General features: G+C 50.0%; 19 protein-coding genes. 18 read left to right on the forward strand and 1 reads right to left on the reverse strand.

The genetic code is table 11. From position 1 onward, the window contains the following. Positions 1–566: 566 nt before the first annotated feature. From DWZ76_RS07250 to DWZ76_RS07300, 11 genes are all read left to right on the forward strand, one after another. Complete coding sequence (locus DWZ76_RS07250; RefSeq protein ID WP_022360446.1) at positions 567–1,568, forward strand: hypothetical protein; 1,002 nt, start codon at positions 567–569, stop codon at positions 1,566–1,568. A gap of 409 nt (positions 1,569–1,977) precedes the next feature. Further along, positions 1,978–3,330, forward strand: a complete 1,353-nt coding sequence (locus DWZ76_RS07255) for an SLC13 family permease (protein ID WP_118472290.1) — start codon at positions 1,978–1,980, stop codon at positions 3,328–3,330. Positions 3,331–3,342: 12 nt separating this feature from the next. Then, entirely contained in the window at positions 3,343–3,957 is a 615-nt protein-coding gene (locus tag DWZ76_RS07260; RefSeq protein WP_118293659.1) for a cytidylate kinase-like family protein, read from the forward strand. Between the two features lie 326 nt (positions 3,958–4,283). Beyond that, the gene (locus DWZ76_RS07265; RefSeq protein WP_106999767.1) at positions 4,284–5,150 is read left to right on the forward strand and encodes a patatin family protein; all 867 of its coding nucleotides are present in this window, start codon (positions 4,284–4,286) and stop codon (positions 5,148–5,150) included. Between the two features lie 176 nt (positions 5,151–5,326). Continuing rightward, positions 5,327–6,316 (forward strand): phosphate acyltransferase PlsX, encoded by a 990-nt coding sequence (gene plsX, locus DWZ76_RS07270; RefSeq protein WP_106999768.1) that lies wholly within the window; start codon positions 5,327–5,329, stop codon positions 6,314–6,316. Between the two features lie 101 nt (positions 6,317–6,417). Beyond that, positions 6,418–6,648, forward strand: a complete 231-nt coding sequence (acpP, locus tag DWZ76_RS07275; RefSeq protein ID WP_106999769.1) for an acyl carrier protein — start codon at positions 6,418–6,420, stop codon at positions 6,646–6,648. Between the two features lie 185 nt (positions 6,649–6,833). Beyond that, positions 6,834–7,526 (forward strand): ribonuclease III, encoded by a 693-nt coding sequence (gene rnc, locus DWZ76_RS07280; protein ID WP_107000387.1) that lies wholly within the window; start codon positions 6,834–6,836, stop codon positions 7,524–7,526. A 2-nt stretch (positions 7,527–7,528) separates the two neighbouring features. After that, positions 7,529–11,110, forward strand: coding sequence for a chromosome segregation protein SMC (gene smc / locus DWZ76_RS07285; RefSeq protein ID WP_118472291.1), 3,582 nt, complete (start codon positions 7,529–7,531; stop codon positions 11,108–11,110). A gap of 40 nt (positions 11,111–11,150) precedes the next feature. Next, complete coding sequence (gene ftsY / locus DWZ76_RS07290) at positions 11,151–12,101, forward strand: signal recognition particle-docking protein FtsY (protein WP_106999771.1); 951 nt, start codon at positions 11,151–11,153, stop codon at positions 12,099–12,101. 168 nt (positions 12,102–12,269) lie between these two features. Beyond that, positions 12,270–13,547, forward strand: coding sequence for a threonine ammonia-lyase (ilvA, locus tag DWZ76_RS07295; protein WP_118472292.1), 1,278 nt, complete (start codon positions 12,270–12,272; stop codon positions 13,545–13,547). Between the two features lie 48 nt (positions 13,548–13,595). Continuing rightward, on the forward strand, positions 13,596–14,849 hold the full coding sequence (locus DWZ76_RS07300) for a chloride channel protein (RefSeq protein ID WP_118472293.1): 1,254 nt from the start codon (positions 13,596–13,598) through the stop codon (positions 14,847–14,849). A 128-nt stretch (positions 14,850–14,977) separates the two neighbouring features. Here DWZ76_RS07300 and DWZ76_RS07305 read toward each other — a convergent pair whose 3' ends face one another. After that, the gene (locus DWZ76_RS07305) at positions 14,978–15,271 is read right to left on the reverse strand and encodes a helix-turn-helix transcriptional regulator (protein ID WP_022360458.1); all 294 of its coding nucleotides are present in this window, start codon (positions 15,269–15,271) and stop codon (positions 14,978–14,980) included. Positions 15,272–15,799: 528 nt separating this feature from the next. On the opposite strand from DWZ76_RS07305, the gene pyrH reads away from it, so the two are divergent. The 7 genes from pyrH (at position 15,800) to ispG (ending at position 22,352) form a co-directional block, all read left to right on the forward strand. Continuing rightward, positions 15,800–16,501, forward strand: a complete 702-nt coding sequence (gene pyrH / locus DWZ76_RS07310; protein ID WP_106999774.1) for a UMP kinase — start codon at positions 15,800–15,802, stop codon at positions 16,499–16,501. Between the two features lie 13 nt (positions 16,502–16,514). Continuing rightward, a complete protein-coding gene (frr, locus tag DWZ76_RS07315; RefSeq protein ID WP_022360460.1) occupies positions 16,515–17,069 on the forward strand; it encodes a ribosome recycling factor in 555 nt (184 codons plus the stop codon). 125 nt (positions 17,070–17,194) lie between these two features. Continuing rightward, the gene (locus DWZ76_RS07320) at positions 17,195–17,920 is read left to right on the forward strand and encodes an isoprenyl transferase (protein WP_117795278.1); all 726 of its coding nucleotides are present in this window, start codon (positions 17,195–17,197) and stop codon (positions 17,918–17,920) included. 12 nt (positions 17,921–17,932) lie between these two features. Next, positions 17,933–18,733 (forward strand): phosphatidate cytidylyltransferase, encoded by an 801-nt coding sequence (locus tag DWZ76_RS07325; RefSeq protein WP_118472294.1) that lies wholly within the window; start codon positions 17,933–17,935, stop codon positions 18,731–18,733. Positions 18,734–18,775: 42 nt separating this feature from the next. Next, positions 18,776–19,918: a 1-deoxy-D-xylulose-5-phosphate reductoisomerase gene (locus DWZ76_RS07330; protein WP_117795280.1), complete on the forward strand. Its 1,143-nt coding sequence runs from the start codon at positions 18,776–18,778 to the stop codon at positions 19,916–19,918. Position 19,919: 1 nt separating this feature from the next. After that, complete coding sequence (rseP, locus tag DWZ76_RS07335; RefSeq protein ID WP_118472295.1) at positions 19,920–21,047, forward strand: RIP metalloprotease RseP; 1,128 nt, start codon at positions 19,920–19,922, stop codon at positions 21,045–21,047. A gap of 228 nt (positions 21,048–21,275) precedes the next feature. Continuing rightward, complete coding sequence (gene ispG, locus DWZ76_RS07340; protein ID WP_118472296.1) at positions 21,276–22,352, forward strand: flavodoxin-dependent (E)-4-hydroxy-3-methylbut-2-enyl-diphosphate synthase; 1,077 nt, start codon at positions 21,276–21,278, stop codon at positions 22,350–22,352. The last annotated feature ends 4 nt before the right edge of the window (positions 22,353–22,356 follow it).

Raw genomic sequence — 22,356 nt, forward strand, 5'->3', positions numbered from 1 at the left:
GTGATTTTTATTAGTAAAAATGTAAAAAATGGGGATAGAAGAGCATTAAGCTCAACTATCCCTATAAGAATGTTATTTAACAAAGTATTTTATGTACTGTTATTTGTTATTTAACTTTTACTAGCGAAAGTCATATATGTGCCTCCTGTAAATGAAAATATATTTCTAATTACAGGGGCCGCTCTCGCTACTTCTGAAAAAGATCAATAGCGAGAGCGGTCGCATATTTTGACATTTTTGTCAAGTATCAATTTAAAAATATGTTAGACTCCTATAGGGGATTTAACGCTAAAGCTTAACTTACTGACATTGGTTCATGGGTAGGCACTTTTGGAACCGAAAGTGCCGTAAGAAAACGTGGTGGCAGCAGGAATTTGCCGTGTTTAAATGCGAAGCCACGGCAAATTCAGTTACTGGACACGTATGTGTGTACAGTAACTGAGATACTATGTAGATGGCGGTGTTGTATGCAAAAAGGTGTACAATACCGCTATTTTTTGTTAATATAGAGAAGAAGAAAAAAGAGGGATATTGTTTTATAAATATCACGTTAGGAGGTTTTACATATGAAAAAGGGAAAATATTTACTTTTGACCGTCACAGCCGCCGCGCTTCTGGCGGCGATCCCATTTCAGGCATTTGCGTCGAAGGATACGGAGGACCGCAGCCCGGTTGGCTCGATCGGCTTAAATGTTTCGTCCTCGATCCATGTCGGTGATGAGAGTTCAGATGTGGATGTTTCGCTCGATTTCGGTGACTGCGATATTTCCAATGTTGATGTGATCAATGAGCCGTCCGGCAAATGGGTGGACAAGGATAAGCCAAAGCTGGAGGTTACTCTGGAGGCGGACGATGATTATTATTTTAAATCCGGTTATGCGAAAAAGAATGTAACCCTGAGCGGTGACAGTGCGACGGTTACTTCTATCAAGCGCAAGGGCGATGAGGAACTCCGGGTCGTGATCACCCTGAAAGCTTTAAAAGGAACCTCCAGTGATTACAGCCTGGATGTTGATGAGGCAGAGTGGGATCAGATGGATGGCGTTGCAGAGTGGAACGGCAGTGAGGATGCGAAATACTATGAGCTGCGCGTTTACCGGGATGAGAAATTTTTAAGTACGGTAAAACCGGGAAAAGAAACGAAATACAATCTTGGACGTTATCTTACGCAGGCGGGAACCTACACGTTTGATGTGCGCGCGGTTTACAGCGATTCACGGCACGGCGAATGGCAGACATCGGATTCCTTCACAATCACGGCGGAGCAGGCGCAGGAAATTCAGAAGACGCTTGTCTTCAAGGAAGCAGGCAGCGGTCCGGCAGCCGGTGCGTGGGAACAGGATGCGCTTGGCTATAAATACCGCAATTCCGATGGAAGCTATGTGACCAATAACTGGCAGCAGATCGGCGGTGTGTGGTATTTCTTCGATGAAAATGCATATTGCAAGACGAATACCTGGGTGTTCTGGAATGGAAAATGGTATTATCTGGATGTAAACGGTGCGATGTTAGTTAATACGACGACGCCGGACGGCAAGCAGGTCGGGGAAGACGGGGCGCTTCTGTAAAATGTTTAAGAAACAATTTTGATGAAAATCCGTCAGGGAAGATGGAGACAGAATTGTAAAATAGATGTGAGAAGAGGCAGATTGCACGGAATATGCGGTCAGTCTCTTTTACATTTAAAAGCAGAGAAAAATAAAGAGAATATTTGCAAACAGAACGATGGGTAGAATGAAAACACATACATGAAAAGAGTGCTGAAGAACAAGCTGACAGTTATTTCTGATGAAATAAAAAAAATAACAAAAAGTATACTTGCATATTGTGAAATAAGTAGTAAGATAGAGGTGGTATCTCATGACTGCCTATTTTTTAACAATCTAGGGGAAGAGGCGGTCTGAGAAGAGACTGCAAGGGGTTCTAAGCCAGTATGGAGGATGGCAGAAAAAGGACTGACAAAGGAGGGGCACAAAGATGGCAGCACAAATTTTGGCTGTGATTATTTTTATTGTAATGTTTGGACTTATCATCTGGGATCACATTGAGAGGCATATCGTATCGCTCGGATGCGGGCTTCTGACGCTGGTGCTGGTGTTTGGCGTCTGTATGCACAGTGAGGCGGCAGCGGCGGAGACACTGAGCCTGCACAGCTTCATGGTTCCGAACTTCTGGTTTCAGACCGAGGCGGCGGCAGAGTCCTCGAGCGGCATCAACTGGGCGACGATTCTTTTTATTGCCGGTATGATGCTGATGGTGGAGGGCATGGAGCGCGCGGGATTTTTCCGGTGGCTGTGCCTGACAATCGCCAAGGCGGTACATTATAAGACGATCCCGATTTTTATTTCATTTATGCTGATGTCGGCGTTTCTGGCGATGTTTATCGACAGTATTACCGTTATTCTTTTTTTGGCAGCGGTCACGGTAGAGCTGGCGCATCTTCTGCATTTTGATCCGATTCCGATGATCATTTCAGAGATCTTCTGTTCGAATCTGGGCGGCTCTGCGACGATGTGCGGCGATCCGCCGAATATCATCATCGGAACCTCGCTCGGATATTCATTTAAAGATTTTATTTTAAATACAGGTATGATGGCGGGTGTTTCGCTGATTTTTATCGTACTGTTTTTCTATTTTTCCTTTAGGAAAGAATTAAAGGCGAGTGAAAAGCATGACGAAGCGGTTACATATCCATCCCCACAGGAGGCGATCGCGGATCGGAAACGGTTTGCGGTCAGCGTGGTGATCTTTGCGGCGGCGATCGTGATGCTGGTGACGCATGCACAGACGGGACTGACAGTTGCGACGATCGGCGTATTTATCGGTGCTTTTTCACTGCTGGCATCCGGCGGTGAGGCGCTCAGCATGATTAAGAAGCTTGACTATAAGACGCTGCTATTCTTCATTGGTCTTTTTGTCGTGGTCGGCGGCATGGAGCAGACGGGCGTCCTAAATTCTTTAGCAGGGATCATTGACGCAGTCAGTGGAAATAATGTAAAATGGGTAGTAGCGATTGTGCTGTGGCTGTCGGCGCTTGCGAGTGCATTTGTGGACAATATCCCATTTGCGGCAACGATGATCCCGGTTATCCGGAGTCTGGCGCAGGCAGGCGGCATGGATCTCTCGGTTCTGGCGTGGGCGCTTTCGATGGGTACGGATATTGGCGGCTGCGGAACTCCGATCGGAGCCTCGGCAAACGTAGTTGGTATCTCAGTGGCAGCGAAAAACGGACATTTTATCGGCTGGGGGAAATATTGCCGGTATGCAGCTCCGGCGACGGTGCTGGTAATCCTGATTTCCATGGTTTGTATATATGTGAGATACTTTTAAGGGGGCTTTTATATGGAGGAGAGGAAAAACAGAGTGATCATCTCGGTCAGCAGACAGTTTGGCAGCGGTGGACACAAGATAGCGGAAGCGCTGGCAGAGCATTTTGAACTTCCGATTTATGATCATAGGATGCTGGACAGTATTGCCAAGGAAAAGGGTGTGGATCCTCGTGTGCTGGAAAAATACGACGAGAAGCCGCTAAACCGTTTTCTGGCGCGCAATGTCAGCGGATTTTCAAGCTCTCTGGAGAACAATCTGGCGCAGATGCAGTTCAGTTACCTGAAAGACAAGGCCGATTCAGGGGAATCGTTTGTGGTAGTTGGACGGTGTGCGGAGACGGTTTTAAAGGAATATGACGGACTGATCACGATCTTTGTGCTGGGCGATGAGGAAACACGGGTGAAGAGAATTGAGCAGCTGCACGGACTTTCAGAGGACGAGGCGAAACGTCTGGTAAAGACGAAGGACTGGCGGCGGAAATCCTACCACAACTGTTACAGCCGCGGACGCTGGGGAGATTCCAGAAATTATGACCTTTCGATCAACAGCAGCCGGCTGGGAATTGAGGGAACGACGAAGATGCTGGAGGAGTATGTGCAGGCGCGGATGGACGCGATGCAGAAATAAAATAATAGAGATATCGAAGGAAAAGAGAAAGGGGAACGTGTGCATAGGCGGCGCACGTCCCCCTTTCCCTTTTTCTGCCGAGGTGTTATACTGTTACTGTTCCCAGGTGGGCACTTTTGGAACCGAAAGTGCCGTAAGAAAACGTGGTGGCAGTAGGAATTTGCCGTATTTAAATGCGAAGCCACGGCAAATTCCGTTACTGGGCACGTATGCGTGAACAGAAACGTTATACTAAAAAATATGGAATTAGATAGAAAAATCGTATTTGCTATCTGTTCGATCTTGTTTTATAGTATATAAGATATTTAATAGGAGTTTGATGATATATGACAGAGTTAAAAAAAGAAAAAAAGACCGGTCTCGTTCTGGAGGGCGGCGGGATGCGCGGTATTTACACAGCGGGCGTCCTGGATGTGTTTTTGGATCATGATATTTCATTTGACGGCGTGATCGGCGTCTCGGCGGGGGCAGTGCATGGGGCTTCGTTTGTGTCGGGGCAGAAGGAGCGGAGCATCCGCTATTATAAAAAATACTGCAATGACAAGCGTTTTATGAGCTTTAAAAACTGGCTGCGGACGGGAAATCTGGTGGACGAGCAGTTCTGCTTCCATGATATACCGGAACGGCTGGATCCGTATGATTACGAGGCATTTGACCGGGGAAATACACGGTTTTATGTTGCATGCAGCAATGTGGAGACAGGGAAAGCAGAGTATCTGGAGATTAAAGATATGTTCAAAGATGTCGAATATTTCCGTGCGACGGCATCCCTTCCGTATGTGTCCCATATGGTCGAGGTTGGTGGAATGAAGCTTTTGGACGGCGGCTGCACGGACAGCATTCCGTTGCGTGCCTTCGCTAAGATGGGGTATAAAAAATGCGTCGTTGTGCTGACCCGTCCGGCGGGCTACCGCAAGAAACCGGGCAATTTCTGGCTGCCGGAGGCGGCATATCACAAATATCCGGCGTTCGTGAGGGCGCTTCGCAGCCGCTATTATTTCTATAATAAGACGGTGGAATGGATCGATCGCCTCGAACAAGAGGGAAAAATTTTTGTTATCCGTCCGAGCGTGGCGCTTCCAATCGGCAGAACCGAACATAGTGTTGAAAAATTGCAGGAGACGTATGATATCGGCAGGAAGGATGCTGCCAATCAGATGCATGCAATGGAAAATTGGTTCAAATCTTATTGATTTATAGATTGATCTCTAGTATAGTAAAGATTGATGTAATGTGGCTGTGGACAATAAAAAGCGGGACAGCTGCAGCGTGACGATGAAAGAGCGATTCGTTCGGACCACATATGCCGCAGTGGCGGAAGACAGGTTTGGTATGTGTATCGTTATAAATTATAGAAGGAGAACACGCAATGGTTAAGATAGCAGTAGATGCCATGGGGGGCGACAACGCACCGGGTGAGATCGTGGCAGGTGCCGTGATGGCAGCCCAGTCGAGGGAAGATATTCAGATTTTCCTGATCGGCAAGGAAGAAGTCGTATCAGAAGAATTAAAAAAGCATACATATAAGAAAGAACAGATCGAGGTTGTCAATGCGACTGAGGTCATCGAGACGGAGGAACCGCCGGTCAATGCGATCCGCACGAAGAAAGATTCGTCCATCGTGGTCGGCATGAATATGGTCCGCAGGGGTGAGGCGGATGCATTCTGTTCCGCGGGCAGCTCCGGCGCGATTCTGGTCGGCGGACAGGTGATCGTTGGCAGAATCAAGGGCGTTGAACGTCCGCCACTGGCTCCATTGATTCCGACAGAAAAGGGCGTGTCCCTGCTGATCGACTGCGGCGCCAATGTCGATGCAAGACCGTCCCATCTGGTACAGTTTGCAAAGATGGGATCCATCTACATGGAACACGTGGTTGGAATCAAGAATCCGCGTGTGGCGATCGTCAACATCGGTGCGGAGGAAGAGAAGGGCAATGCGCTGGTGAAAGAGACATTCCCGCTCTTAAAAGAATGTAAGGACATCAATTTCATCGGCAGCATCGAGGCACGCGAGATTCCGCACGGCGGCGCGGATGTCATTGTTTCCGAGGCATTTGTCGGAAATGTCATCCTGAAACTCTATGAAGGTGTCGGTGCAACCCTGATTTCCATGGTAAAACAGGGCATGATGACGAGCCTGCGCTCAAAGATCGGCGCATTGCTTGTAAAACCGGCGTTGAAGACGACGCTCAAAGCATTCGATGCGAGCCAGTACGGCGGCGCACCACTTCTGGGATTGAAGGGGCTGGTTGTCAAGACGCACGGAAATTCCAAGCGCATCGAGGTGTGCAATTCGATTCTTCAGTGTGTGACCTTTAAAGAGCAGGCGATTAATGAAAAGATCAAGGAAAGTCTGTGAAACTTTCGTGAAATTATAAAATGTAGCGAAAAAACGATATGTTTTTAATCAATCTAGAATTCTAAATATTTTAAAATAAGTTCATAGAAAGGAAGAAAATTATGGAATTTGAAAAATTACAGAACATTATCGCGGAGGTACTGAATGTTGAAGCAGATGAAATTACGTTAAATACGACGTTTGTGGATGATCTGGGCGCAGATTCGCTGGATATTTTTCAGATTATCATGGGAATCGAGGAGGCGTTTGATATCGAAATTCCGACTGAGGAGGCAGAAAAGATTGTATCTGTGGGCGACGCAGTAGAGCAGATCAAGAACGCACTGAACTAATTCAATGTTTGTTAAAAAGTTATAGAGAAGTCTGTCAGGCAAAGGGGCTGGGCGGGCTGCCGAAGGGCAGGATCGCGACAGCTCCTTTCCAAAAAGAACGGATGTTTGACTCTGGCTCACAGACACAAATAGCAATGATTGCCGGAATCAGTCAGCAGCAGGACAGGCTGGAAAGAGAGAAATATATGGAGTATACATTAAATAAATTGGAAAAACGGATTGGCTATTCGTTTCAGGACAAGAAGCTTCTGGAACACGCGATGATACACAGTTCGTATGCTAATGAGCACCATCTTGGAAAACTGGGATGCAACGAGCGTCTTGAATTTTTAGGCGACGCGGTGCTGGAAGTGGTATCGAGTGATTTCCTGTTTCGCACGTTTCCGGAGATGCCGGAGGGCGATATGACAAAGACACGTGCGAGTCTGGTCTGCGAGCCGACGCTTGCATTCTGCGCACAGGAGATCGATCTGGGTGGATTTTTGCTGCTTGGAAAAGGCGAGGATGCGACCGGCGGACGGGGGCGCGATTCGGTGGTGTCGGATGCGATGGAGGCACTGATCGGTGCGATTTATCTGGACGGTGGTTTTGCTAATGCAAAAGAGTTTATTCATCGATTTATTCTCAACGATATGGAACACAAAAAGCTCTTTTATGATAGCAAGACTATCTTGCAGGAGATTGTGCAGGGACATACGGACGAGACACTTACATACGTTCTTCTGAAAGAAGAAGGACCGGATCACAACAAGAGCTTCGAAGTGTCCGCGATGCTGGACGGTCAGGAGATCGGGCGCGGCATCGGACGGACGAAAAAATCAGCGGAACAGCGTGCGGCGTACCGTGGGATTCTCACTATCAGAAAACCGCAGGAGTAGGTATGTATTTAAAGAGTATTGAAATACAGGGTTTTAAGTCATTTGCCAATAAAATTCTGTTTGAGTTCCACAACGGAATCACGGGCATCGTCGGGCCAAACGGCAGCGGCAAGAGCAATGTCGCCGATGCAGTGCGCTGGGTGCTCGGTGAGCAGAGAAGCAGGCAGCTGCGCGGCGGCACGATGCAGGACGTTATTTTTGCTGGTACGGAGCTTCGAAAACCGCAGGGATTTGCCTACGTGGCGATCACACTGGATAATGCCGATCACAAACTTCCGATTGAGTACGACGAAGTCACGGTTTCAAGACGTCTTTACCGTTCTGGTGAGAGTGAATATAAGATTAATGGAACGAGCTGCCGTCTAAAAGATATCAACGAGCTCTTTTACGATACGGGTATCGGTAAAGAGGGATATTCCATCATCGGACAGGGGCAGATTGATCAGATTTTAAGCGGGCGGCCGGAGGAACGGCGCGAGCTGTTTGATGAGGCGGCTGGAATCGTGAAATTCAAGCGGCGCAAGGCGATCGCACAGAAGAAGCTGGAAGATGAAAAACAGAATCTGATCCGCGTGACGGATATTTTGTCCGAGCTGGAAAAACAGGTAGGGCCGTTGGAACGGCAGTCGGAGGAGGCGAAGGAGTATCTGCGTCTGCGGGAAGAGCTGCGCTGCCTGGACGCCAACCTGTTTTTGGCAGAATCGGAGGAATTGAAGCGCCAGATCCGGGAAGTGGAGCAGAAGGAGATGATTCTGACCGGCGATCAGGAGAGTGTGCGGGCGGAATCGGAGACACTGAAATCGCAGTACGAATTGCTCGGAACCGAGCTGGATGCGCTGGATGCGGCGATTGCCGCGGATCGTGAGGCGTGCAGCCGGGAAGACCTGGAACGCCAGGAGAAGACCGGACGGATCGGAGTTCTCAGAGAACAGATCCGGACGGAGCAGATGAACGAAGAACATATCCGCAGCCGGATGGCGTCGATCGACGGCGAAATGCATCAGAAAGAGGAAGAACAGGCGGGATATGAGTCTGAAAAACAGGCATTAAATGCATCGGTGCAGACGATCGAAGCAAAACAGCAGGAAGCGGAGGTAGCAGTCCGTTCGATGGACGAGGCGGTCAGCCGGACGGAAACCTTGATCGAGACGGCAAAAGCCGAGATCATGGACGCTCTGAACCAGAAAGCGGAACTTGCCGCCCGCCGTCAGCGCTATGAGACGATGCTGGAGCAGGCGGACGTGCGCCGGGCGGAAGTGACGCAGAAGCTTTTGAAATTCAAGAGCGATGAGTCGGTTCAGGAAGAGCAGAAAAAAGAAGAAGAAGCCAAATTAGGGAAGGTGCGGGAATGTCTGGAAGCGTTTTCGGCGCAGGAAAAAGAGCTGCAGGAGCAGACGCGCACGGAGGAAGAACAGGAACGCCGCCTGAACCAGAAACTTTCGAGCCTTCAGCAGGATTACCACACGAACCGGACAAAGCTGGAATCGATGCGGAATCTGGCGGAGCGCTACGAGGGCTACGGCGGCAGTATCCGCCGCGTGATGGAAGTCAGGGACCGTGTTCCGGGCATTCATGGCGTTGTGGCGGATTTGATCAGCACGACGAAGAAATATGAGACGGCGATCGAGACGGCGCTTGGCGGCAGCATCCAGAACATTGTGACGGATTCCGAGGAGACGGCGAAACGCCTGATTGAACATCTGAAAAAGAACCGGTATGGCCGTGCGACGTTTCTGCCGCTGACCAGCATGGAACGCCGCCAGAGTTTTGGACAGCCGGGGGCGCTGAAAGAAATGGGGGTTCTTGGACTGGCAAGCGAACTGGTCTCTGCGGATGAGAAATACAGCGGGCTGGTGTCCTATTTGCTGGGACGCGTGGTCGTGGTGGATCAGATCGATCATGCGATTGCGCTGGCAAAGAAATACCGGTATTCTCTCCGGATCGTGACGCTGGACGGCGAGCTTTTAAGCCCTGGCGGTTCGATGACCGGTGGTGCATTCAAGAACAGCAGCAATCTGCTGGGACGCCGCCGTGAGATCGAAGAACTGGAAGCTGCCTGCAAAAAGGCATTGGAACAGGTGGAAGCGGTACAGAAGGAGCTGGCAGAGACGGGACGCAGGTTGACGGAAGCGAAGAGAACACTGGCATCCGTCCAGGAGAGGCGCCAGCAGATGCAGATCCAGCAGAATACGTTGGAACTGACGATCTGCCAGTTAGAGGCGAGACGGCAGGAGATTGCAGATTCCTCGCAGGATCTGTCTTCAGAAAATCAGGAACTCGAACTGCAGGTAGGCGATCTGCGCGGGGCGCTGCGGGAGCTGCAGACCGAAGAGACGAAGCTTGAAACGCTAAGCAATGAGAAGAACCAGTACGTGGAAGAGCAGCAGACGGGTCTTGAGACGGCGAAAAAGCAGCGTGGGGAAGCGGCGGCAGCCCTTTCAGAGATACAGCTTGGGCATTCCCAGGCGGAGCAGAAGGGCGCGTTTATCGAGGAAAATCTGCGCCGTGTATTGCAGGAGCAGGAACGTCTCCGGGCAGAGAAAGAGAAACTTTCCGGCGGTCACGCGGACAGCAGCGAGACGATCGCTGCCAGAGAGCGCGAGATTGCAGCGCTGGAAGCCGAGATACAGGCGTCCGGGGACAAGCGGACGCAGATGGAACTGGTAATCCAGAACAAGCAGCGTGAGAAGGAAGAAAAGGCGGGGCGGCAGAAAACTTTCTTTGATAAAAAGGAAGAGCTGAACGAACGTCTCCAGCTTTTAGACCGAGAGAACTTCCGTCTCCAGAATCAGAGAGAACGCCTGAATGAGCGCCTGGAGTCGCAGGTCGATTATATGTGGAGTGAGTATGAGCTCACGTATTCGCGTGCGGAAGAGCTGCGGAAGGAAGCGTTGACCTCGATTCCGGAAATGAAGCGGTCGATCAATGAGAAGAAGATGGAGATCCGCGCTCTTGGGAATGTCAATGTCAACGCCATCGAGGACTACAAAGAGATATCTGGCCGCTACGAGTTTATGAAAAACCAGCATGAAGATCTGGTAGCGGCACAGGCGGCGCTTGAAAAAATTATCGAGGAGCTGGATGAAGGAATGCGGCGTCAGTTCCGGGAAAAATTTGGCGAGATTCGCCGCGAATTTGATAAAGTATTTAAGGAATTATTCGGAGGCGGAACAGGTACGCTGGAGCTGTCGCAGGAGGAAGATATCCTGGAGGCAGGCATCCAGATCATTTCACAGCCGCCGGGCAAAAAGCTACAGAATATGATGCAGCTCTCCGGTGGGGAGAAAGCATTGACGGCGATCGCACTGCTTTTTGCAATTCAGAACTTAAAACCGTCGCCATTCTGCCTGCTTGATGAGATTGAGGCGGCACTCGACGATTCCAACGTAGACCGGTTTGCCGGGTACCTGCATAAGCTGACGCGCTACACGCAGTTTATCGTCATCACCCACCGAAGAGGCACGATGGTGTCGGCAGACCGCCTGTACGGTATCACGATGCAGGAAAAAGGTGTGTCCACGCTGGTATCGGTCAGCCTGATCGAGGCGCAGATGGAGCGGGAAGAGGAAAAAGCAGAATTATAATTGCAAAAAAGAGTTCAGAAATAGAAAAGGAGGCGCAGCCATGGGAGATAAGAAAAAGGGTTTTTTCAGCCGTCTGGTAGAAGGGCTGACGAAAACGAGAGATTCCATTGTAAGCGGAATTGATTCCGTATTCAGCGGTTTTTCCGCGATCGATGATGATTTCTATGAGGAGATCGAAGAGACGCTTATCATGGGCGATCTAGGTATCCAGACGACGATGGCGATCGTCGAGGATCTCCGGAAAAAGGTAAAAGAAAACCACATCAAGGATCCGGCAGAGTGCAAGGATCTTCTGATTGCCAGCATCAAGGAACAGATGGATCTGGGCGAAAATGCCTACGAATTTGAAAACCGCAAGTCGGTTGTGCTGGTGATCGGCGTCAACGGCGTCGGGAAGACGACCTCGGTCGGCAAGCTGGCGGGTCAGTTAAAGGATCAGGGCAAGAAGGTCATTCTGGCGGCGGCGGATACATTCCGTGCGGCAGCGATTGAGCAGCTGACGGAGTGGGCAGGACGCGCGGGCGTTGAGCTGATCGCCCAGCAGGAAGGTTCTGATCCGGCAGCTGTTATCTACGATGCGATCGCGGCGGCAAAATCAAGAAATGCCGATGTGCTGATCTGCGACACGGCAGGTCGTCTGCACAACAAGAAAAACCTGATGGAAGAGTTAAAGAAGATCAACCGGATCATCGACAAAGAATATCCGGACGCCTACCGTGAGACATTGGTTGTCCTTGACGGAACGACCGGTCAGAACGCGCTTGCACAGGCAAAACAGTTTATGGAGGTGGCAGATATCACCGGCATCATCCTGACGAAGCTGGATGGCACGGCAAAGGGCGGTATCGCGGTTGCGATTCAGTCCGAGCTTGGTATTCCGGTTAAATACGTCGGAATCGGCGAGAAGATCGACGATTTACAGAAATTCGATGCGAATGATTTCGTCAATGCACTGTTTAAGAGAAATGAAGCATTGACAGAGAATGAATAAAGCTCTAAAAATAGCTGAGCATGCCACGGCTGAAACTGGTTTGGCGGAGAACAAATCTGCTTAAGCCGTAGATTCAGATAAACAGGACACACCCGGCAGACTGTCTGGTCAGAGAACCGACAAAAGCAGGGCGCATTCTGAGAAATACGGATAAATGGAGGAAAGACAATGAGTGAGACAATAAAGGAAGAGACAGCAGAGGCAGTACAGGCTGAGCCACAGGGACTGACACTGGAGAAATTCGAAGAAGCAACTGAGGTTGTCAGCAAGGTTATTTCCGAGACAAAACTGGTTTACAGTGAATATTTTTCGAATTTGACCGGCAATAAAGTATATTTAAAGCCGGAAAATATGCAGTATACAGGTGCTTACAAGGTAAGAGGTGCATTTTATAAGATCAGCACCCTAAGCGATGAGGAGAAACAGCGCGGTCTGATCACCGCATCGGCTGGAAACCATGCACAGGGCGTTGCATACGCGGCAAAACTGGCTGGCTGCAAGGCAACGGTTGTTATGCCGACGACCACGCCGCTCATGAAGGTAAACCGTACCAGAAGCTATGGCGCAGAGGTGGTTCTTCACGGCGATGTATTCGATGAGGCGCTGGCATATGCAAATGAGCTGGCAGCGGAGCACGGATATACCTTTATCCATCCGTTCAACGATCTGGACGTAGCCACCGGTCAGGGAACCATCGCGATGGAGATCATCAAAGAGCTTCCGACCGTTGATTATATTCTGGTTCCGATTGGCGGCGGCGGACTCTGTACCGGTGTTGCAACGCTGGCAAAACTGCTGAATCCGAAGATCAAAGTGATCGGTGTAGAACCGGCAGGCGCAAACTGTATGCAGGAATCCCTGAAAGAAGGAAAAGTAGTGACTCTCCCGAGCGTCAACACAATCGCGGATGGTACTGCCGTTAAACGCCCGGGCGATCTGCTGTTCCCGTACATCCAGATCAATGTGGATGATATCATCACCATCGAGGATTCCGAGCTGATCGTGGCATTCCTTGATATGGTAGAAAACCACAAGATGATCGTTGAGAACTCCGGTCTTCTGACTGTGGCTGCTCTGAAACACCTGAATGTGAAGAAGAAAAAAGTCGTATCCATCCTGAGCGGCGGCAACATGGACGTGATCACAATGGCATCCATCGTACAGCATGGTCTGATCCAGAGAGACCGCGTATTTACCGTATCGGTACTGCTGCCGGATAAGCCAGGCGAACTTGCAAAAGTCGCAACCCTGATGGCAGAAGAACAGGGCAATGTCATCAAATTGGAGCATAACCAGTTTGTCAGCATCAACCGCAACGCAGCAGTGGAGCTGCGGATCACCGTTGAGGCGTTTGGTACGGATCACAAGAATAGGATAGTGGAAGCGCTCAAGGAGGCAGGCTACCGTCCGAAGCTGGTAAAATCCAAAAATATCTATGATGTCTAAGGTGGAAATGAAAAGCAGTGTAGATAGAGCAGACAGGGGAGAATTGAAATGAAGCGGGAGAAATATGAGCCGGTGTTAAAAAATATTTCCTATTTTATAAAATGGGTGGAAGGCGCGATTGTGATTGGAATTGTGAGCGGCTGCATCGGCACGGCATTTGGAAAATGCGTCCTATGGGTGTCGGCATTCTTTCAGAGCCACCCGTGGATGGTCTTTCTGCTGCCGCTCAGCGGTCTTCTGGTTCTGGGCGTTTACCATGTGCTGGGAGAGGATAATAACCGGGGCACAAATATGGTGATTGAATCGATCTATTCGAACACAGAGATCAGTTTTGCGACTGCCCCGGCAGTCTTTGCAGGAACGCTTCTGACGCATTTGGGCGGCGGTTCTGCCGGACGCGAGGGCGCGGCGCTGCAGATGGGAGGAAGCATCGGAACCCAGATCGGAAAATGGCTGAAATTTGATGAGAAAGATAAGAAGATTGCGGTCATGTGCGGCATGAGCGGTGTATTTGCCGCCTTGTTTGGCACACCGATGGCGGCGGCGATCTTTTCAATGGAGGTTATCAGCATCGGCGTTATGTACTATGCAGCGCTGGTTCCGTGTGTCTTTTCTGCCTTTACGGCGGCGGCGCTGGCGAGGTTCTGGGGACTGATGCCGGAGCAGTTTGCGATTGGTGCGGTTCCGACGTGGAGTATTGAAACAGCGATCGTGGCTGTCGGTCTGGCGGCTGGCTGCGCGCTGGTGTCGGAGCTTTTCTGCATCACGCTTCACACAACGGAACATCTCTACAAAAAATATCTTCCATCGCCGGTCTGGCGGATTCTATCCGGCGCGGCGATTGTGATTGTTTTGACGCTTCTGACCGGTTCGACCCGCTACAACGGAAGCGGCGTCTCCCTGATTGAAAAATGTTTCGAAGGCGAGGGACTTCCATGGGATTTCCTGATGAAAATTCTCTTTACGACGGTTACGCTGGAGGCAGGCTTCAAGGGAGGCGAGATCGTGCCGACCCTGACGATCGGCGCGGCGTTTGGCAGTTTCTTTGCATTTCTCTTTGGACAGCCAGTCGGTCTTATGACCGCCTGCGGTATGCTGGGACTCTTCGTGGGAGTCACAAACTGCCCGATCTCAACGCTTCTGCTGGGCTTTGAGCTTTTTGGCTATGAGGCGATGCCGTTTTTCGTGCTGGTGATTGCAGTCAGCTTTAGTTTCTCTGGTTATTACAGCCTGTATGCGAGTCAGAAATTTATCTACTCGAAGACGAGGACGGAGTTTATTAACCGGAAGACGAATAAATAGGTGGAAAATGCTCACCATAATTTTGATTTTTTACTTTTGAATACCACAAAAAGGGTTCCAATTTATCTTTGGAACCCTAAAATGTCATGCTTTAAAGAAATTCATGAATCTACGTGCTCTATCATGATTTATTCATGAAAATCCTGCGGTTTCTCATCACGGAAATCGAGCAGGGCGCGCGGTGCAACCTGCAGAACACCTGCAATATCAAAGAGACTCTCTAAGGAAAGACTCGTTTTCATGTTCGGTGCCTCGATGTTAGATATATGAGTCCGGCTTAAATCGGTCGCCTCTGCTAAAGCCATCTGGCTCATGCCGCGGAGTTTGCGGTAATAAGCGATGTTGAGACCTATCTGACGGTAATATTTTTCATAACGGTTTGTCTGCTGCTTGTTAATTTGTTTTTGATCGATTGCTGTCATATTTTTCAAGTGCCTCCCCGATCCGAAAGAATCATGCGTTATTGTTATTTCAGAGATAATAAATAATTACAACTGATATAACTATTGTAGCTGGAAATTGATTTTTATCAAACAATATAATGATTCAAATTTGCAATGTTATAAAATGCATATCCAATAAAATAATGCACATACATGGATTGCACCTAGGAAGGTTGTTAAATAATGCACAGAAAAAGATTGCAGAGGATAAGTGCAGATAAATAATGAGAAGCTGGGGGCAGAATGAGAGCGGCGGGAAAAGGTGAAATAGAAAAAGAAGTAAAACGGGCACTAAAATTTGGAAAAAAATGAAAAACAGGGCGAAGAATCCGTATACAGAAAGGCGTTTGGGGAAAATGATGAAAGGATGCACAGGATTTACGAAAATTCTATCGCACATTCGGATTTTTTGTGGTAGAATATCTTTGATAAGGTGACGCGGCTTTTTACGGTCATCACAGATAAAATGTACATCAGAACGTACATATAGACAGGGAGAACCGAATTATGGAATTAAAGCGGGTATTACTGAAGCTGAGCGGAGAAGCGCTGGCAGGCGACAAGAAAACCGGGTTTGATGAAGCAACGGTCAAGGAAGTAGCCAGACAGGTTAAGACGGCGGTCGATGACGGAATCGAAGTAGGTATCGTGATCGGCGGCGGAAACTTCTGGAGAGGCCGCCAGAGCAATGCAATCGATCGGACCAAGGCGGATCAGATCGGAATGCTGGCAACGGTCATGAACTGTATTTACGTGTCGGAGATCTTCCGGAGCGAGGGTATGATGACACAGATTCTGACACCATTTGAGTGCGGTTCCATGACGAAGCTGTTTTCAAAGGACAGAGCCAATAAATATTTCTCAAAGGGTATGGTCGTATTTTTTGCAGGTGGTACAGGCCATCCGTATTTCTCAACTGATACCGGCGTAGCGCTGCGTGCGATTGAGATGGATGCAGACTGCATTCTTCTGGCCAAGGCGATCGACGGCGTCTATGACAGCGATCCGAAGATCAACCCGGATGCAAAGAAGTATGATACGATCACGATTCAGGAGGTGATCGATAAGCAGCTGGCGGTCGTAGACCTCACAGCTTCCATCATGTGTATGGAAAATCACGTTCCGATGGCAGTATTCAGCCTGAATGAAAAAGACGGAATTGTAAATGCAATGCGCGGAAAAATTAACGGTACAGTGGTTACCGCATAACTAGGAGGATTTTATGCAGGAGAGATTAAAAGTTTACGAAGAGAAGATGAATAAGTCCTATGACGCACTGCTGAATGAGTATACATCCATTCGTGCTGGACGTGCGAACCCGCATGTACTGGACAAAATCAAAGTAGATTACTACGGCGCACCGACCCCGTTACAGCAGGTGGCAAATATCTCTGTACCGGAGCCGCGTATGATTCTGATCCAGCCGTGGGAGAAGAAGCTCATTAAGGACATCGAGAAAGCGATCCTGACTTCCGATCTGGGTATCAACCCGAACAACGATGGAAGTGCAGTACGCCTGATTTTCCCGGAGCTTACTGAGGAACGCCGTAAAGATCTGGCAAAGGATGTTAAGAAAAAGGGCGAGGGCGCGAAGGTTGCAGTCCGCAATATCCGCCGTGATGCAAACGACCTGTTAAAGAAGCTGGAAAAAGGCGGCGAGATCACCGAGGATGAGCTGGCAGATGGCGAGGATCAGATCCAGAAGCTGACTGACAAGATGATCGCAAAGGTTGATAAAGCAGTAGAAGAAAAAACAGCTGAGATCATGACTGTATAAAAATACAATAGAGTTTAAATGTAAAAATCAGGCTGCCTCAAGCAGGGCTGGCCGGCATTGCAGATGCGGATGGCCGGCTGGTCCTGTTTTCTGGCTATTAAGGGAATATTATGGAGGAAAACTGGATGGAAAGGGACATCGAAAACCTGGTAATTCCGCAGCATGTCGCCCTCATTCTGGATGGCAACGGCAGATGGGCGAAGAAGAGAGGTCTTCCGAGAACCGTAGGTCATAAACAGGGGTGTGTGACGGTTGAACAGACGGTTGAGGATGCAGCGAGACTGGGAATCCGTTATCTGACGGTATATGGTTTTTCAACGGAAAACTGGAAGCGTTCTGCTGAAGAAGTAGGGGCGCTGATGCAGCTCTTCCGTTTTTATCTGAAACGGCTTTTAAAGATTGCCAAGAAAAATAATGTAAGAGTCAAAATGATCGGCGACCGCACGCGCTTTGACAGCGATATCATCGAGGGCATCAACCGCCTGGAAGACGAGACGGCGGCAAACACGGGCATGACCTTTGTGATCGCAGTCAACTACGGCGGCAGAGATGAGATCACGCGCGCGGTGCGCCATATGATGATGGACTGTCAGGACGGAAAGCTGGTGCCGGAGAACGTGACAGAGCAGACCGTTGCGTCCTATTTAGATACGGCGGGCATCCCGGACCCGGATCTTCTGATCCGCACCAGCGGCGAGATCCGCCTGTCCAATTATCTGCTGTGGCAGCTTGCCTACAGTGAGATTTATATCACGGACTGCCTGTGGCCGGATTTCAACCGCGACGAGCTTATAAAGGCAATTGAGCAGTTCAATCAAAGAGACAGACGCTTTGGCGGAGTCAAGGCATAAGGAGGAGTTGCCATGTTCAGAACGAGGCTGATAAGCGGGATTGTGCTTGTAGCACTCGCGATTTTACTGGTTACAAAGGGCGGTGTCCTTCTGTACTGTGTGACCGCCGCGATCTCCCTGATCGGTATGTTTGAGCTTTACCGGGTTATGGGGATTGAGAAAAAAGCGCCGGGCATCGCCGGGTATCTGGCGTGTCTGGGATATTATGGGCTGGTGTGGTTTGAAGGGCAGCATTATGTGACGCTGCTTGCGATTGCAGCCCTGATGGTGCTGATGAGCATTTACGTGTTCACGTTTCCGAAATATGGGACCGAGCAGATTACAGTAGCATTTTTCGGCATTTTTTATCTGGGAATTATGCTTTCCTACCTGTATCAGGTGCGGGCAATGGCGGATGGAAAATACCTTGTCTGGCTGATCTTTTTAAGCTCCTGGGGCTGTGACACCTGCGCATACTGCGCGGGAATGCTCCTTGGAAAACACCGTCTGGCACCGGTTTTAAGCCCGAAAAAATCGATCGAGGGCGCCGTCGGCGGTGTGGTCGGATCGGCTCTGTTAGGCTGCATTTATGCATATTTCTTCGGTGTGAAGATGGACGAGGTCAGCAATCCGATGGTGGCATGCGCGGTGGCGTGTGCGATTGCGGCGGTCATTTCCCAGATCGGGGATCTGGCGGCGTCGGCGATCAAGCGGAACCACAATGTCAAGGATTACGGAAACCTGATTCCGGGACACGGCGGCGTGCTGGATCGGTTCGACAGCATGATTTTTACGGCACCGGCGATTTATTTTGCACTGACGTTTTTACGATAAAACGAAAGTATGTATGAAAATACAGAAACAGGAGAATAAGAAATGAAAAAAATTGCGATACTTGGATCAACCGGATCGATCGGAACACAGACATTGGAAGTGGTCCGGGCGAATAAAGATATAGAAGTAACGGCTCTGGCGGCTGGAAGCAATATTGATCTTCTGGAGAAACAGATCCGGGAGTTTTCTCCGAAGATCGCGGCGGTCTGGAACGAGGAAAAAGCAAAAGAACTGAAAGACCGTGTGCGGGATCTGGATATCCGTGTTGAGAGCGGCATGGATGGACTTCTCGCAGTGGCGACAGAACTGAGTGCGGAGATTGTGGTGACAGCGGTGGTCGGCATGATCGGCATCCGCCCGACAATCGCGGCGATGAATGCCGGAAAGGATATTGCACTTGCAAACAAAGAAACTCTGGTGACGGCGGGGCATATCATTATGCCGTTGGCAAAAGAGAAACATGTCCGCATTTTGCCGGTGGACAGCGAGCACAGCGCGATTTTCCAGAGCTTGAACGGCGAGACGGGAAATAAGATCCACAAGATTCTCCTGACAGCGTCCGGCGGACCATTCCGCGGATGGACGAGAGAGCAGATGAAGGGTGTGCAGGTTGAAGATGCGCTGAAACATCCGAACTGGACGATGGGACGCAAGATCACGATCGACAGTTCCACGATGGTAAACAAAGGTCTGGAAGTTATGGAGGCGAGATGGCTTTTTGGCGTGGAGATGGATCAGGTGCAGGTGGTTGTGCAGCCGCAGAGTGTGATTCATTCAATGGTAGAATACGAGGACGGCGCGGTAATAGCGCAGCTTGGCACGCCGGATATGAAGCTTCCGATCCAATATGCGCTGTATTATCCGGAACGCCGCTTCCTGGCGGGCGACCGGCTGGATTTTGCAAAGCTGGCACAGATTACCTTTGAAGCGCCGGATTTTGAAAATTTCCACGGGCTTTCCCTGGCATACAAAGCCGGACGGCGCGGTGGCACGCTTCCGACCGTCTTCAACGCGGCAAATGAGCGGGCAGTCCAGAAATTCCTCGATCGCGAGATCGGATATCTGACCATCACTGATATGATTGAGGCGGCGATGGAACACCATACCGTGAAAGAGAATCCGACGGTTGAAGAGATTCTGGCAGCAGAACAGGAAACCTATGATTTTATAGAGAGCAGGTGGTAGATTGGTAAGTTTGCTGGCGGCGCTGATTGTATTCAGCCTGATCGTGCTGTTTCATGAATTTGGACATTTTTTATTGGCAAAACGGGGCGGAATCTGCGTCGTTGAGTTTTCACTCGGCATGGGACCGAGACTCTTCAGTTTTGTGAAAGGCGGGACGCGGTACTCGCTGAAACTGCTTCCGTTTGGCGGTTCTTGTATGATGCTGGGGGAAGATGAAGGGTATGATGCGCCGGATGAGGCGGAAAAAGGAAGTTCCTGCGATGAGAACCAGAGTCTGACAGATGGAAAAACGGAACGGATCCTGCTGCCTCCGGGCGCCTCCGGGACTTATTTTAATGCAGTTTCTGCCTGGACACGTTTTAAAGTCGTGGTGGCAGGACCCGTATTCAACTTCATTCTGGCGTGGTTTTGCGCCTTTTTCGTAATCAGCTGTGTGGGCTTTGACCCGGCATCGGTTGTCAGTGTCGAGGACGGCTATCCGGCACAGGAGGCGGGGCTGCAGGCGGGCGATACGATCGAGCGCTTAAATGGCACACGCACCTATCTGTACCGCGACGTGCAGACCTATCTGCAGTTCCATCCGGGAAAGAGTGTCACGGTGGAGTATGTGCGGGATGGGAAATCCCACACGACGCAGATGGTTCCGCGTTATTCCGAGGAGGCGGGACGCTATCTTATTGGAATCAGCGGCGGCGTTTACCAGAAACCGGCGTCTGTGATTCAGACAGCGCAGTATAGCTTCTGCGAAGTGCGCTACTGGATCCGTGTGACATTCAGCAGCCTTGGCATGATTCTGAAGCGGCAGGTCAGCTCGAACGATATCGCAGGTCCGGTGCGGATTGTGTCAATGATCGGCACGACGGTCAAGGAAAGCCAGAGCTACGGACTTATGATTGTGCTTGTCAATCTGGCAAATATGTGTATTCTGCTCAGCGCCAATCTGGGTGTCATGAACCTGCTTCCAATCCCGGCGCTGGACGGCGGACGGCTCGTCTTTATCATTCTGGAGATGCTGCGCGGCAAGCCGGTTGATCCGGAAAAAGAGGGCATGGTTCATATGGCGGGCATGGCGGCATTGATGACGCTGATGCTGTTTGTGTTGTTTAATGATATTAGAAATTTATTGTAATAATTCATGTAACTGTTCAGTAGGTCTGCGCATTTACTGCGCTGACCGTACGAAAACATGGGTCAGCAGGCAAAAATCCCATTGCCGTAGGCAATTTTTGATGGATTTTTGCGCGTGACTGTGAAGGTACTGAACAGTTACTAATTCATTTAATTCAAAGGCATGAAAGATTCGCTCGAAAAAGACCGGAAATTTCATGTCGGAGAAGAAAGGTTTGGGAGGAACGATATGGGATACCGGGACGAGACGAAAGTGGTGCAGATTGGAAAACGTCAGATCGGCGGCGGCAATCCGATTCTGATCCAGTCGATGTGTAATACGAAAACAGAGGATGTGGAGGCGACCGTCGAGCAGATTCTGGCGCTGGAGCACGCGGGCTGCGATATTATCCGTGTGGCAGTGCCGACAATGGAGGCGGCTGCTGCCCTGACGGAGATTAAACGCCAGATACATATTCCATTGGTGGCGGATATTCATTTTGACTATCGTCTCGCGATCGCGGCGATCGAGTGCGGCGCGGACAAAATCCGTATCAATCCGGGAAATATCGGTTCCAGAGAGCGGATCCAGGCGGTGGTTGACAAGGCAAAAGAGTATGGCGTGCCGATTCGTGTCGGCGTCAACAGCGGTTCTTTGGAAAAGCCATTGGTAGAGAAATATGGCGGCGTGACAGCGGAAGGACTCGTTGAGAGTGCGCTGGATAAGGTTGCCCTGATTGAGCAGATGGGTTATGATAATCTGGTCATCAGCATCAAATCTTCGGATGTTATGATGTGTGTAAAAGCACATGAACTAATTGCAAAAAAGACTCATTATCCGCTGCATGTCGGTATCACAGAGGCGGGAACTGTGATTGCGGGCAATATCAAGTCAGCGGTCGGTCTGGGACTGATTTTGAGTCAGGGAATCGGTGATACGATCCGCGTGTCCCTGACAGGCAGCCCGCTGGAGGAGATCAAGTCGGCAAAGCTGATTTTGAAGACGCTGGGACTTCGTCGGGGTGGCGTGGAAGTTGTTTCATGTCCGACCTGCGGACGCACGCAGATCGACCTCATCGGTCTGGCAAACCAGGTGGAGACGCTGGTACAGGGATATCCGCTGGATATCAAGGTTGCCGTCATGGGCTGCGTGGTCAACGGACCGGGCGAGGCGAAGGAAGCCGATCTCGGTGTAGCCGGCGGTATCGGCGAAGGACTTCTGATACGAAAGGGCGAGATTGTGAAAAAACTGCCGGAGAGTGAACTTTTACCGGCGCTCAAAGCGGAGCTTGACCGGATGGTGGAAGAGAAAAAAGCAAAGGAATGATAGA

The organism is Clostridium sp. AF35-15, from assembly GCF_003477745.1.
GTDB classification, from domain to species: Bacteria; Bacillota; Clostridia; order Lachnospirales; family Lachnospiraceae; genus Otoolea; species Otoolea fessa.

Bases quoted from the DNA above. Each gene is read 5' to 3' on its own strand.
- DWZ76_RS07250 (WP_022360446.1), top strand. From the start codon at position 567: ATGAAAAAGGGAAAATATTTACTTTTGACCGTCACAGCCGCCGCGCTT.
- ispG (WP_118472296.1), top strand. From the start codon at position 21,276: ATGGGATACCGGGACGAGACGAAAGTGGTGCAGATTGGAAAACGTCAG.
- smc (WP_118472291.1), top strand. From the start codon at position 7,529: ATGTATTTAAAGAGTATTGAAATACAGGGTTTTAAGTCATTTGCCAAT.
- DWZ76_RS07325 (WP_118472294.1), top strand. From the start codon at position 17,933: ATGTTCAGAACGAGGCTGATAAGCGGGATTGTGCTTGTAGCACTCGCG.
- DWZ76_RS07305 (WP_022360458.1), bottom strand. From the start codon at position 15,271: ATGACAGCAATCGATCAAAAACAAATTAACAAGCAGCAGACAAACCGT.
- pyrH (WP_106999774.1), top strand. From the start codon at position 15,800: ATGGAATTAAAGCGGGTATTACTGAAGCTGAGCGGAGAAGCGCTGGCA.
- ilvA (WP_118472292.1), top strand. From the start codon at position 12,270: ATGAGTGAGACAATAAAGGAAGAGACAGCAGAGGCAGTACAGGCTGAG.
- rnc (WP_107000387.1), top strand. From the start codon at position 6,834: ATGGAGTATACATTAAATAAATTGGAAAAACGGATTGGCTATTCGTTT.
- frr (WP_022360460.1), top strand. From the start codon at position 16,515: ATGCAGGAGAGATTAAAAGTTTACGAAGAGAAGATGAATAAGTCCTAT.
- DWZ76_RS07330 (WP_117795280.1), top strand. From the start codon at position 18,776: ATGAAAAAAATTGCGATACTTGGATCAACCGGATCGATCGGAACACAG.
- DWZ76_RS07320 (WP_117795278.1), top strand. From the start codon at position 17,195: ATGGAAAGGGACATCGAAAACCTGGTAATTCCGCAGCATGTCGCCCTC.
- ftsY (WP_106999771.1), top strand. From the start codon at position 11,151: ATGGGAGATAAGAAAAAGGGTTTTTTCAGCCGTCTGGTAGAAGGGCTG.
- DWZ76_RS07300 (WP_118472293.1), top strand. From the start codon at position 13,596: ATGAAGCGGGAGAAATATGAGCCGGTGTTAAAAAATATTTCCTATTTT.
- plsX (WP_106999768.1), top strand. From the start codon at position 5,327: ATGGTTAAGATAGCAGTAGATGCCATGGGGGGCGACAACGCACCGGGT.
- DWZ76_RS07265 (WP_106999767.1), top strand. From the start codon at position 4,284: ATGACAGAGTTAAAAAAAGAAAAAAAGACCGGTCTCGTTCTGGAGGGC.
- DWZ76_RS07260 (WP_118293659.1), top strand. From the start codon at position 3,343: ATGGAGGAGAGGAAAAACAGAGTGATCATCTCGGTCAGCAGACAGTTT.
- acpP (WP_106999769.1), top strand. From the start codon at position 6,418: ATGGAATTTGAAAAATTACAGAACATTATCGCGGAGGTACTGAATGTT.
- DWZ76_RS07255 (WP_118472290.1), top strand. From the start codon at position 1,978: ATGGCAGCACAAATTTTGGCTGTGATTATTTTTATTGTAATGTTTGGA.